Here is a 12916-nt window from a genome sequence, read left to right as displayed (position 1 = left end):
ATCGACGGGCGGGCTGGTCGAGACCGGACGGCTCAGGTCGTTCGGAGATTATCCGTACTCGGCTCGTACACCTCGCCTTTCTGTTTGAGTTTCTCGATTTCGTGTTCGGCCTTGGAGTGATCCATCCCGATCTCTTCAGCCCGATCCAGAACGATATCGATCGGCGCACCGTCATCGTACTCCGTTTCGACATCGCTAATCAGCTGTTTGATGTTCTTGATGCGATCGCGCTGTGATTTGGACGTGCCTGCTTCGACGATATCCGCGTCGAACTCCCCAGTCTCGGGGTCGACACCGATATCCTGCAGACACGACCGAACGATTTCGATGACGCGATTTGCGTCTGCTTCTTCGACGGTATCCGACAGTCGCACGCGGGCGCTTGCCTCCGAGAGCCGGACCAGTGCCTCGAGTTTTCGCGCCGTCACCGGTATGGGGGCGTCCTCGTCGGTCCCTTTCAGTCGCAGGTCGACGTAGAAGTCCCGGATCGCCTCGCGTGCTGCCTTGGTCATCCGTGGATGGCAGTTCTGTTTCGCGTAGGCGATGTACTTGCGCAGGAGTTCGGCGTCGATTTCGGGATCGACCTGGCCGGTCATCGCTTCGATCTCCTCGTCGGAGACATCCATCGACGTCATCTGCTCGCGCTGGGTGGTCAACTCACCGGCGTAGTTCGTGGTGAGGATATGTTCTGCGAGGTTACGGTCTTTCTCCTCATCAGGGTCGTCCGTGACCGTAAAGATCAGGTCGAATCGCGAGACGAGCGCCGGCTCTAAGTCGATCTGTTCGCTGATCGGTTCGTAGTGGTCGAACCGGCCGTACTTGGGGTTTGCCGCACCCAGCAGCGAACACCGGGATTTGAGGGTTGCGTTGATCCCCGCCTTCGAAACCGAGATTTTCTGCTGCTCGAGCGCTTCGTGCATGGCGGACCGATCTTCCGACCGCATTTTATCGAGTTCGTCAACTGCGGCGATCCCTCGGTCGGCCAGAACGAGCGCGCCGGCCTCGAGTGTCCACTGCTGGCCGTCGCCGAAATCGTCGCGAACCGCAGCAGCCGTCAGCCCTGCCGAGGACGACCCTTTCCCGGAGGTGTAGACAGCTCGAGGAGCGATGTTTTTGATGTAGCTGAGCATCTGGGAGTTGTGCGAGATTACGCCATTTGAGATGTAGTTGTGAGTTCCCTCGATCTCAAGATCGTATACCCAGTCGTAATCAGGTTCGACGCTGCTGACACATTCGATACGTTCCCAGCAGACATCCCCTTCGGCAAACTGCTCGAGAGTGTTGAGACTCCTTTTTAGAGACCCACCGTCAGCTAGAACACCGTCCTCACTTGGTGTCTCTTCTGCTGATAACGTGTCTTTGAATGTCGCGACGACCTTCTCGAAACTTTCTCGACTTGGATTTCTCGACCCCCGTTCATAATGTTGATACGTTGATCGTGGCAGTCCACACTCGGCCTGTGTGAGCGATAGTGATTCCCGTACTCGCCGCAGTTCTGAGCCAACATCTGGAATAACATCCCGGTTTGTATTCCCCATTGTATCGGCGTATTGTTCTGCAGCCTGCTGTTTTCGCTGGGTTATGAAGCCCACTTTAGAGACATATCTCTCAAATTCGTTTCCGCTGATTCTGAGTCGGTAGCTACTGTTCTGCCGCTGGTGCAGTTGTGATCGGATCCCAACTGAGAGCAGTAATGTTCTAACATCTTCGAGCAGATTGCGGCTCATCGAAGCAACAGTGAGCTCGCGCTGCGACTCCGAAACGTGTCCTTCTCCTTCGATGAATGCTTTGAGGAATTCCGATTTAGTTGTCGCTGAAGCCTCGAAGATCGAACCAGGAACACACTGCTCACTAGATGACTGAAGAATGCATGGCTCGAGTGCTTTGAGGAAGCTTACGAACTCCCCTGCTGAACAAAGTAGTTCATACGCATCCTTCGATTTATGAGGCACTCGCTCTGTCGTATTGAGGTCTAGTTTCTTGAGTGCATCCGTTGCGTCGTCCAATACTTCCCAGTCATTATTCGTAATTGAAACAAATCCTGTATTATCGTCTCGCTGTTGGACGTATCCCTCTGCGATGATGTACCCAATCAGGCGGGCTAATGATGGCGTCCATTGACTTGGCAGGTCAAGATGAACCGCATTTGGTGATCGAGATTGCCGAAAGTCAATGTTGAGTGTGTCATCACTGTCTACTGTAAGTGTTCGAGGTGCAGCAATGAACTGTCCTGCTGTGAGGTCATCTGCGATTACCGGTTTGAGCTTTCCGTCATTCTGTACGAACAGCGGGTGTGACGGCGTCACCTCGAGTTCTCGCCCACTCGAGGTTTGAATTCGATACATCTGGTCGGGAGCCTCTCGCTTCCAGACTTTCGTCGCCCGCTGCGGTGCGATTGAGCCATCGTCCTGTAGGGACGGGACGTTGAGATCGATTTCGTCGTACCAGCCATCATCGATCGGCTTCGGGTCCTCCAGATTCGACTCGACAATTTTCCGAATTGGGACGTCACGACCATCTGCGAGTGTGATTTTCGTATCTCCGTGGACACACTTCCCAGTACCAGGATCACCGATCAGGAGCATATGCAGGTCGCCACGAATTCTCGAGCCGTCGGGCAGCTGCTTCGTAACCCCCGAAAACAGCTGGAGGATCATCGCGAGTTTCTCCTGTTCGTAGCCGTAGATCGAGGGTGCGATGGAGGCGACCATCTGTTCGTAGATATCGTCTCGATTAGAGATTTCGTAGATCGCCTTCTTATCATCCTCGGTGATGTCCATATCCTCGAACTGCTCTTCGTCGACGTCGACGGACATCCCCTCCATGTAGAAGTCGAAGACAGGGGATTTCTCCTGGTCGTTGCCCTGTTGCTCGAGTCGTAAGACGCCGGTCGCCGAGACGTGGTCGCCAGGGGTGACTTCGCCGGTGATATCGTCTTCGATGTGGACGTCGAGTGACTGTGGCGTCTCGCCGCCGCGAAGGCCTTCAGGGCTCTCCTGCATCCGGAGTTTTTGCGAGTCGACAAACTCCGACTGGTCGAAGTTGACTTTGAACGGCCCCTGTCGTTCACAGCCCTGGCATTCGTGGGGTTCCTGGAAATCGCCGCTGGACTGTGGAATCCGATTCAGAGTGCCACAGAGCTGGCACTCGAAGGCAGCCTCCTCGATCTTCGGACGGACGTCAGTCGCCTTTCGGACGATGCCATGGACCTGCACGAGAGAGTTCATATCCCGGGCACGAATGTCCCGGATTTCGGGGGACTCCGTCTCGGGTAAGTTTTTGACCCGGACGTGGGCCTGACCGAGACTGACGTCGATCGGCAGGTCATACAGCCGCAGTGCTTCCTCGGCGTAGCGCTGGAGCTGTTCGGGCTGGTTCAGAAAGTCGTCCGCGAGATCGGGGTCGAACCGATAGAGGTCCTGCCAGTCGACGTGAAGCGAGCGCTGCTCGTTGGGGTATCGCTGCGCAAGCTGTTTGATTTCGTTATCGTAGTAGTTGCGGAAGAATTGCTCGAACGAGTCGACGAGTTCAGAATTTCCCGCTTGCGCCATTGCAGTTCTCTAGGAGTGCCATCGGCTATAAATGGTTGCAAAGCGGGACGAAACTGAACGGACCGAGTTCGGGCCACACGAATCGGCCGTTCAAAAACGGTCCCCAGCGCCGCCGCCGCCGGAGACGCACACGCCGTCTCCTGTAGTTCCGTTTACGTGGCCACAGTCGAACTCCGTTCGCTCTGGTTATGTATGTACGGCCAATCTGTTTTGGTATCGCTTGCTGAACGAACAGCTATCGGCACGTTCGTCCGTGGTTACTGTTGGTCACCGAGTTCGGTTGAGGCGACGCCCAATGTCGAAACCGATCGAATGGCTGCTTCGACAGTGAAATCCACGTACGTCCGTTGGGCACCGCTCGAGAGTTCGAGAGTGACAGAAAGATGGGATCGCCCGGATTTGAACCGGGGTCACGGGCACCCAAGGCCCGAAGTATACCAAGCTAACCCACGATCCCGTGCTGCATCTATGGCTTGTCGGTGTATTAGTTAAAGGCTTTCGTTATCGACCGAACGGTTTTCCGGATCGACGTGCTATCACTAACCTCATGACAGGCATCGAGATCCTGCTGTTGATCTTCGTTCTCGTGGGCGTCCTCATCGCGGCCAGCCTCGTTCGCGCGGTTAGTCCGTTCATCATCAATGCGGTCGTTGGACTTGTCGTCTTGTTTCTCGCACAGGCCGTGTTCGGTTTCTCGGTGGCGGTGACGCCCATCGTCCTCGTGATCGTCGCCCTCGGCGGCGTTCCCGGCTCAGTGATCGTGCTCGTGCTGTCGCTGCTGGGTATCGCGTTCGTTCCGTAACGTCGCACGCAGCTCTTGGTGGTCAGTCTCACAGCAAACGCGAACGCGAGACTCGAGAAAGCACTACTGGGCGACTCGAGCGGCTACAGATCCGCGTCGCGCAGTTCGATATCCGCGACGAGTTCGTAGGGGTGGGCGTCTTTTCGGATACCATCGACGAGCATGAACGCTTCACTGGGCTCTAAGAAGTGTTCAGTGACGACACGGCCCAGCGGCGTGGGTTCGAAGCCATCGATGAAGTCGTACTGCAGGAGTTTGCCGATCGCGTGTTTCGTCGGCACGTCGCCGAGCATGCGGTCGTTGAGTCCCTTGGCGGCTTTCCCGCTGACAGTAATGTTCGCCAGCGTTTCCTCGATCGCGGCGGCCTCGTCGTAGTGAGTCATCACCGACTCCATGTCGCCTTTCAGCAGTTTGAACGCGACTTCGTCTTCGCTCATTTCCATGGAGTTGTGATAGGCACAGTCGGGTTCGACGAGGACGTACACTGTCCCTTTGTCGTGGTAGTCTGGCCGACCCGCACGGCCGAGCATCTGGTGGAACTCCTGGACCGAAAGCCACTCGATCCCCATCGCCAGCGAGTCGAAGATCACCTGTGAGGCCGGGAAGTCGACCCCCGCGGCGAGGGCGGCAGTCGTGACGACGGCGGAGAGTTCCTGTTCGCCGAACTGCCGTTCGACTTTTTTCCGGCGCCGGTAATCGAGGCCGGCGTGATACGGCGCAGCGGAGTACTCGAGTTTTCGACTGATCTCGTGACACCGCCGTCTCGAGTTCGTAAAGATGATCGTCTGGCCGCGATACCCTTTCGAGGACTCCGTATCGAACTCGCGTCTGACGAGTTTGTTTTCGATCCGAACTTTTTCTTGGCCGTCAGCGAACGTGACGTGCCGTTCGATCGGCACCGGCCGCTCCTCGAATTCGATGAGCGTCGACTCGAGTGCCGCGCCGAGCTGTTCGGGGTTGCCGACGGTCGCCGAGAGATAGACCCACTGCGCGCCGCCGTAGTCGTCGCGTCGTTTCGCACGTTGTTCGCAGGTGTATTTGAGCCGTGAAATGAGGCCATCGAGTCGGTGGCCACGATCGTCCTCTTTGAGCGTGTGGACTTCGTCGATGACGACGGTTCCGATATCTCCCAGATTCTTGCCAGTCCGCAAGGCGTGGTCGATCCCCTCGTAGGTGCCGACGATCACGTCGGCGTTGGGGTCGAACTGGTTGCCGTTGTCCGAGATCCGGCTCGCACCCACACGAATGGAGACATCGACGAGGTGGCCGTACTCGTCTTGAAAGTCCTCGTACTTCTGATTTGCAAGCGCGACGAGGGGAACGAGAAAGAGCATCTTCCCCTTGCCGTTCAACACACGGTTGAGACCGGTCATCTCGCCGACGAGGGTTTTCCCGGTCGCCGTCGCCGACACCACGAGCTGGTCCTCACCGTCGAACAGCCCGTTCTCGACGGCGAGACTCTGGACCGGGAGCAAGGTCTCGAAGCGGTCCTCGAGCAGTCCCTGTAAGCCAGGATGGAGGTTCAGCGAGTCCACCCGAACGGGATCGACTTCGTCGGTCGTCGCCGAGATGGTATCGAACTTCGTCAGGTCGGGATCGAGCTGGCCTTTCAGCAGGTTGACGATCCGTTCTAAATCCTGCACCTCGAGCATGAGCTCCTCGAGGCGGTCTTTGGCCGCGCCGGTGACTGCGCCGCCACCGGAGTACGACAGTTGACGCTCGAGTTCCTGGCGCGCACAGTCCTGGCAGATCCAGTCGTTGTCGTCTTTGACGGCCGTCTCGGTTGTAATCGGCGAATACCGGCCTGCGGAGGCACAGTACCGACAGGTTCGGACGGCCTTGGCCTTGTCCTCGAGCTGGTAGCCGCTGAGCATTTCCATGAGTTCCTCGCGGCCCTGCTTCGAGGTCTGCTCGGAGATTCGAATCCGCTTGGATCGCCGGGCGAGTTCGATGAACTCGTCGGGCTGGCGTGGCTCTTCGCTCGAGCCGTCTTTGAGCCGGAACTTTGCGGGACGAGGGCCGGCCGAGGTTTCCGACAGTCCGAGTTTTGCCCGGAACAGTCGCTGTCCGTCGCGCTCGACCACCACGAGATAGTCGTCGCCAATCTCGTGACAAAAGATCGTTTCGACCTGCTGGACCTGCTTCGACACTGGTTTGCCATAGTCGGTCGGCGTACTTGAGCGGTTCGAAATGCCGAACATCTGAACGTGCATCAACCGCACGGCGATCGCTCAACAGGGTCTGCAGCGGCGAGCAGTGGCTCCCTGCTACCGTCGCCGTTCGACAGCTCTGACAGACCCGCACACGTCGGCGGCCAGTGAGCGTCGAGATTACGACTCGACTTTCCGTGCCGTGGTGGCGATTACGAGTTCAGGTCCCCAGATCGGCCCAGTCACCTCGTGAGTGGGGTCAGTCCACCCCGCCTCGAGAAAGAGCTCCGTACCCTCCTCGCGGTTGTACCGGAAAAAGAGCGTCTCTGCGACACCGTCCTGAACGTTTTGGACCGGGTTCCACCACGAGAGCGATCGCCGGTTGAAGCCAAGAACCAGGATCTCGCCGCCTTGTTTCGTGACGCGGTGGGCCTCCCGCAGCGCCTCGACGGGCGCAGACCAGTAAAGGATCGAGCCGACTGAGACCACACAGTCGAACGTCTCGTCCGCATACGGGAGCGTACGCGCATCCCCCCGGATAAAACGGACGTCCTCGAGCTCCGATTTGTCCGCGGCGGTCTCGAGCTGTGGTTGGCTTAGATCGAGCCCGTGGGTCGCTGAGACGTCCGAACGGAGCTGGTCGATCGTCTCGCCGGTTCCACAGCCGACGTCTAGCACTCGATCTACCGACTCGAGATCGATCCGATCGAGTGCCGCCTGCTGGAGCGACTCCGGCCAGAACAGCGACGGGACGACAGCGTCGTAGCCCGGTGCCAGAAGATCGAACCAGTGTCGGGTTGCGTCGTGGTTCTGTAACGTACCCATATCGGGCGGTCAGCACGGGCTACTATAATATTTGGCCGGGCACGTGCTCGCCCAGCGCCGCTGACAGCACTCCTCGCTCTGTCTCTCACTCGAGCAGTTCGATCTCGTCGTCGCCGTTGGGGACCGCACAGAGGAACGCCCCTGGCTCGTCGCTCTCGTTTCGATACCAGTGGACTGTCCCGGCAGGGATCAGCAGCGAGTCGCCGGCTTCGACCGTGTACTCCTCATCGCCGTCGACGGCGTCGCCGGTTGCGCTATCTGCCGCTTGCATATCGCCGATTCCGACCGTATACTCCCCTTCGAGAACGTACTGTTCGTGTTCGACCTCGTTCGTGTGTGCGGGCACCGATGCGCCGGCCTCGAGGACAAAGCGCCGGATCGCGAAGTTCGGCGCGCCGTGGTCGTCGCTGATTAGGACGCCTTTCTCGAGTCCATCAGCAGCGCTGACGGATTCGTACTCGATATCGTCGCTGCGACGGATCACTGGCTCGGGTTCGGGTGTGGATGTTGGTGTTGCCATACCCATATGTAGGCGGCGAGGCCACTAAACGTTCAGTGGGCTCGCGGTGAGACAAGCGCTGTCGCTCACCGGGATAAAATACTGCAGTCAAGTGCCGATACTACCGCGAATTCGCCTTACAGGCGCTCGACGTTCGTCGCGCGTGGGCCTTTGGGGGCCTGCTCGATATCGAACTCAAGCTCCTGTCCTTCCTCAAGGTCCGGGCCGCCGATGTCTTCCATGTGGAAGAACACGTCGTCGTCCGCGTCCTCAGTCTCGATGAATCCGTAGCCGCCAGTGTCGTTGAAGAAATCAACGGTTCCTTTCGCCATTGCTTTTGAAGAGAGTGCCCGTATACTGATAAACCCTGCGACTCGACGCAAGTGCCGATATCGGACGTTAACCGCGTGTTAGTGGCGATATCGCGGATTTTCTCGATCGGTCATGTCCCGTCTCCTTCCTCGAGTCGGTGGACTGCTATCGAGATGAAATACACCAGCATGAAGACGAGAAAGCCGACGACGAGCCCACCCAGTTCGGCTGCACCGAGGCCAGCAGGACCGAGTATCGCAAGCGCTGCCAGCGACACGAGAAACACCGCGATCGTAAAGAGGCCGATGAGATAATAAAACCCTGTATCGGACTCGAGTAGTGCTCGCATACTCAACTGTTTCGGTAGGAGCGGCAAAACGATACCGGCACGGACGTTCTCGAGTTCGTCGCGGCACACCGACTATCGAGCCTGCAAACGGCGGAGACTACTCGGCTGTCAGTGGATCAGACTGTTCGTTGCCGTTGCGTACTCCTCGGGAATCTCCGCTGCGATCGTTTCGGGATCCGTCTCGCCGTTGACGTTGATCAGGTACGTCCGCCCCTTCTCGTCGCCGTACACTCCCTGAAAGTCGTAGACAAAGCCGTAGACGTCGACCTCGTCCGGGACCTCCTCAGCGTCACGGAGGAACTGTGCCTGCCGATCGACGTTGTACTCGACGAGCTGGTTGACGACCATCTCCTCGTCGGCATCGGCGTCGATGAGCTCGCTCTCGAGGCCGTCTTCGATAACCGGGATGAGCTGCGTGACCCACTTGTCGACGCCTCGTGGACCGGGCAGATCGCCGTCAGTCACCGCGTTGTACGCTGCGGTGACAGCGCCACAGCCGGTGTGGCCGACGACAGCTGCGACATCGGTACCAGCGTGAGCGATGGGATACAGGAGGCCGCCGTCGACGATCAACTCGCCGTCGTCCTCGTCCCAGACCTGATTCCCGATGTTGCTGGGGGTAAAGACCGTTCCCGGATCGTCGACGCCCCACATTCGCTCCTGTGGCACACGGGAGTCCGAACAGCAGACAGAGACGACGTCGGGGTGTTGGCCGTCCTGAACGGCTGCGAAGTAGTCATCTGGGAGGTCTGCTACGTGACGCTCGTTTCCTGCGAGCAACGCGTCTAACACGTCGTGATCTTCGCCCATACGAACGACATGGCGAATTGGCGTCAAAACGCTTGCTCTTTGTGCACGTATCCCGGTGGAGTTCGAGCCGGAGACAAAGCGGGTTCCGGGAGCCGAATTTTCACGGTCCCGACGAGCCATGTCTGTGTATGGCAACAACCAGACAGTGGCGGCTCGCGAGCCGTCCAGTCGGCGAACCGGCACCCGAGAACTTCGACCTCGTTACCGTCGAACGTCCCGAGCCCGGGCCGAACGAGGTGCTCGTTCGCACGCTGTATCAGTCCGTCGACCCCTATATGCGCGGTCGAATGCGTGATGCGGAGTCGTACGCCGAACCGTGGGTCGTCGACGAGCCGATGCGCGCCGGCGTCGTCGGCGAAGTCCTCGAGTCCAACGCCGCGGCGTTCTCAACCGGCGATATTGTCACCGGAGACCTCCTGTGGGCGGAACACGCCGTCGCTGACGCCGGCGAACTCAGGCCAGTGAACCCGGAGCACGGCCCGATCTCGACGGCACTGGGCGTCCTCGGCATGCCCGGCGTCACGGCTTACTTCGGGCTGCTCGACGTCGGTGAACCGACGCCTGGCGACACAGTCGTCGTCTCCGCCGCGGCCGGCGCGGTCGGCTCCGTCGTCGGCCAACTCGCACAACTCAGCGGGGCGCGCGTGGTCGGCACCGCCGGCAGTGAGGAAAAGATCGCGTGGCTCACCGACGACCTCGGCTTCGACGCCGCGATTAACTACAAGACGACCGACGACCTCTCGAGTGCGGTCGACGACGCCTGTCCGGACGGGATCGACGTCTACTTCGACAACGTCGGCGGCCCGATTACGGATGCCGTCTGGCCCCGGCTGAACGTCCGTGCTCGCGTCGCCGTCTGCGGACAGATTGCCCTCTACAACGAGACCGATGTCCCCACCGGGCCGCGAAAGCTCGGCAAACTCATCGAATCCCGTGTGACGGTCGAGGGCTTCCTCGTCACCGACTACGAGGGGCGCTGGGGCGAGGCGCTCGAGCGTCTCTCGCAGTTCGTTCAGAGCGGCGAGATCCAGTACCGCGAGCACGTCGTCGAGGGCTTCGAGAACGCCCCCGACGCATTTCTGGGGCTGTTCGAAGGAGAAAATATCGGCAAACAGCTCGTCAAGGTCGCAGAAGACGACCGGTGAGAGTCGGTACTCGAGTCATTTCGAACGAAAGAGCCCCCCGCTAGACGATATCAGGTGTGGCTGGGTATGTCCACGCCTCGCCGTCGTTGGCCTTGACAGCCGCAACGACGCAGACGATCAGGTCGACGATCGGAACAAGGAACAAAAATACGAGCCCGATGAGGACGAACGTGAGCACGAACGAGAGCAGCATGTAGATCGAGAACATGATCTGCCAGTTCAATGCGTTTCTGGCGTTCTCCTCGACGAACTCGTCTTCGGTCGCGACGAGCACGATCAGCGGGCCGATAACCCACGTCAGCAGTCCCAAAACATGTGTGAGCGCCGCAAACGTCGTTTCCTTCTCGCGTGTCGTTGTATGGGCTGTCGGTTCGTGCGATCGGTCGTATTCACCGACATCGCTTCCCCAGCCGCTGGGCTCAGCGACTGCTTCGCCACATTCGCTACAGAAATTGGAATCAGGTGCGAGTGTTGCACCACAGTGCCGGCAGTACTCGTTTCCCATGAGAGACCGAGGTCGCCGACGGCCAATAATATCTGTGTTACACCGCACGGCGTAAAAATCGCTGTCAGTAGCTCTCGAGCCACCGTCACCGATCAGTCAGTCAGCCCATAGCCGATCTTGAACAGGTAGACGTCGAGCGCGATGACGAACCCGGTGAGTGCGGTGAGCACCCCGAGTGAGGCATACGGTGCGAGTTCGGCGTAGGCCGCCGGCGCAACCTCGAGCAGGTCCGAGTAGCCAAGCAAGCCGTAGCGGACGCTGTCGACCATGTAGACCATCGGATTCAGGAGGGACACGTACTGCCAGATGGGGTCCAGCATGGTCAGCGAGTAGAAAACGGCCCCAAAGAAGACCAGCGGTCGAAGGATGAACTGGTTCATCACGGTGAGGTCGTCGAAGTCCCGTGCAACGAGCCCGCCAATGATCCCCAGTCCCGCAAACAGCGCGGCGATGACGACCATCGTGGCGACGAGGAACAGGCCGTGTTCGATCGAGATCGGGACGAACAGCCGGCCGATGACGGCGATGATCGCGCCAACGATCAGGCCACGAACCGCGCTGGCGCCGACGTAGGCGACAACCATCTCGGCGTACGACAGCGGCGAGGTGAGCGTCTCGTGGATGTACTCGTTCCACCGCCCGTGGAAGATCGAGAACGAGGCGTTCTCGAAGGCGTTCGAGATCGTCCCGAGCACGATCAGCCCCGGAATCAGAAAGAGGATGTAGCCGATCCCCGCCACCGGTTCGTCGATCCGCCCGCCGAGAATCACCCCGAAGACGGCGAAATAGAGCACGTTCGTGATCGCCGGCGGCATGAACGTGTTCTTGGGACGCCGAATGAACCGAAGCAGTTCGCGCCGGAACAGCGCACGAAAGCCGACCGAGAACATCAGGCGACCCCCTCTTGTTCTCGCTCGAGGTCGTGGTCGCGCTCGCCATCGTCGGCTGTCGCCGACGAGCGAGTCACCGTCCGATCCTCGCTTCGCGTCAGGTCGACGAAAATCTCCTCGAGCGAGGTTCGAGCGATCTCGAGGTCGGTGATCTCGTACCCCATCGCCTCGAGGTCGTTGAGCAGGCGGGGCGCGATCGAGCCGCCGTCATCGACACGCACCTCGAGGTGATCCCCAGAGATGCTCGTTTCGTGTGCGTAAGCTTTGAGATCGGGTGCAACAGCCGGTGTGGACTCGAGTTGCACCGAGATCGTATCCGTGCCGCGGGTTTTCAGTTCGTCCGGCGTCGCGACGGTCACCTTCCGACCCTCGTTCATGATCGCGACCCGATCACAGAGGCGTTCGGCCTCCTCGATGTAGTGGGTCGTCAGCAAAATCGTCGTTCCCTCCTCGTTGAGTTCGGTGACGAGCTCCCAGAGATCGTGGCGCAACTGGACGTCGACGCCCGCCGTCGGTTCGTCGAGAATGAGGAGATCAGGGTCGGTGACGAGGGCGCGGGCGAGTAGCAGGCGGCGTTTCATCCCGCCGGAGAGCCAGTCGAAGCGTTCGTTTCGCTTGTCGTAGATACCGACGCGTTTGAGCACCTCGTCGGCACGCTCGGCGGCTTCGTCGTCCGGGATTCCGTGATAGCCAGCCTTGTGCATCAGGACCTCTTTGATCGGGAAGAACCGATCGACGTTGAACTCCTGTGGGGCCACGCCGATCGCGTCCCGGGCCTGCTGGTAGTCGTCCTCGACGTCGTGGCCGAACACACGCGCCTCGCCGCCGGTCTTGCGGACCAGTCCGACCAGCGTGTTGATGAACGTCGTTTTGCCTGCGCCGTTCGGGCCGAGCAAGCCGAAGAACTCCCCTTCCTCGACGGTCAGTGAGAGCTCCTGCAGAGCGCGCAAATCGCCGTACTCCTTGACGAGGTCGACGGTCTCTATGGCCGGTGGCATCGACGAAGCGTCAGCCCCGACTGCGGTTAAGAATGTTGGTCTCGGTGCTCGAGACGGCCGTTACGGCCCATTTTGCCGGT

The 12916-nt window shown here is 59.5% G+C and carries 12 protein-coding genes and 1 tRNA gene; 2 read left to right on the top strand and 11 right to left on the bottom strand.

What is annotated here, in order from left to right; translation table 11 throughout:
* Positions 1–32: 32 nt before the first annotated feature.
* Positions 33–3551 (bottom strand): LAGLIDADG family homing endonuclease, encoded by a 3519-nt coding sequence (locus tag DV706_RS07975; protein WP_006065146.1) that lies wholly within the window; start codon positions 3549–3551, stop codon positions 33–35.
* Between the two features lie 384 nt (positions 3552–3935).
* Positions 3936–4008 (bottom strand) — tRNA-Pro (locus tag DV706_RS07970).
* 90 nt (positions 4009–4098) lie between these two features.
* Here DV706_RS07970 and DV706_RS07965 point away from each other — a divergent pair.
* A complete protein-coding gene (locus tag DV706_RS07965) occupies positions 4099–4353 on the top strand; it encodes a pro-sigmaK processing inhibitor BofA family protein (protein ID WP_006065147.1) in 255 nt (84 codons plus the stop codon).
* Positions 4354–4436: 83 nt separating this feature from the next.
* Here DV706_RS07965 and DV706_RS07960 read toward each other — a convergent pair whose 3' ends face one another.
* From DV706_RS07960 to DV706_RS07935, 6 genes are all read right to left on the bottom strand, one after another.
* Entirely contained in the window at positions 4437–6503 is a 2067-nt protein-coding gene (locus tag DV706_RS07960; RefSeq protein ID WP_006065148.1) for a DEAD/DEAH box helicase, read from the bottom strand.
* 180 nt (positions 6504–6683) lie between these two features.
* Entirely contained in the window at positions 6684–7328 is a 645-nt protein-coding gene (locus tag DV706_RS07955; protein ID WP_006065149.1) for a class I SAM-dependent methyltransferase, read from the bottom strand.
* Positions 7329–7413: 85 nt separating this feature from the next.
* Entirely contained in the window at positions 7414–7848 is a 435-nt protein-coding gene (locus tag DV706_RS07950) for a cupin domain-containing protein (protein ID WP_006065150.1), read from the bottom strand.
* Between the two features lie 116 nt (positions 7849–7964).
* Positions 7965–8159, bottom strand: coding sequence for a cold-shock protein (locus DV706_RS07945; RefSeq protein WP_005554588.1), 195 nt, complete (start codon positions 8157–8159; stop codon positions 7965–7967).
* A 110-nt stretch (positions 8160–8269) separates the two neighbouring features.
* Positions 8270–8488 carry a hypothetical protein gene (locus DV706_RS07940; protein WP_049889688.1) on the bottom strand — a complete coding sequence of 73 codons (219 nt, stop codon included), beginning with the start codon at positions 8486–8488 and terminating at the stop codon, positions 8270–8272.
* A 108-nt stretch (positions 8489–8596) separates the two neighbouring features.
* A complete protein-coding gene (locus DV706_RS07935) occupies positions 8597–9298 on the bottom strand; it encodes a carbonic anhydrase (protein ID WP_006065152.1) in 702 nt (233 codons plus the stop codon).
* Between the two features lie 128 nt (positions 9299–9426).
* Here DV706_RS07935 and DV706_RS07930 point away from each other — a divergent pair, with 128 nt between their 5' ends.
* The gene (locus DV706_RS07930; protein WP_006065153.1) at positions 9427–10443 is read left to right on the top strand and encodes an NADP-dependent oxidoreductase; all 1017 of its coding nucleotides are present in this window, start codon (positions 9427–9429) and stop codon (positions 10441–10443) included.
* 40 nt (positions 10444–10483) lie between these two features.
* Here DV706_RS07930 and DV706_RS07925 read toward each other — a convergent pair whose 3' ends face one another.
* From DV706_RS07925 to DV706_RS07915, 3 genes are all read right to left on the bottom strand, one after another.
* A complete protein-coding gene (locus tag DV706_RS07925) occupies positions 10484–10948 on the bottom strand; it encodes a zinc ribbon domain-containing protein (RefSeq protein WP_006065154.1) in 465 nt (154 codons plus the stop codon).
* Between the two features lie 92 nt (positions 10949–11040).
* Positions 11041–11838 carry an ABC transporter permease gene (locus DV706_RS07920; RefSeq protein ID WP_006065155.1) on the bottom strand — a complete coding sequence of 266 codons (798 nt, stop codon included), beginning with the start codon at positions 11836–11838 and terminating at the stop codon, positions 11041–11043.
* Positions 11838–12836, bottom strand: a complete 999-nt coding sequence (locus tag DV706_RS07915; protein WP_006065156.1) for an ABC transporter ATP-binding protein — start codon at positions 12834–12836, stop codon at positions 11838–11840. The genes DV706_RS07920 and DV706_RS07915 overlap by 1 nt, the downstream gene beginning before the upstream one ends.
* Between the last annotated feature and the right edge of the window lie 80 nt (positions 12837–12916).

It is taken from the genome of Natronorubrum bangense, assembly GCF_004799645.1.
Lineage (GTDB): Archaea > Halobacteriota > Halobacteria > Halobacteriales > Natrialbaceae > Natronorubrum > Natronorubrum bangense.
The sequence above is the reverse complement of the archived record's forward strand: the minus strand, read 5'-3'. Positions and strand labels throughout refer to the sequence as shown.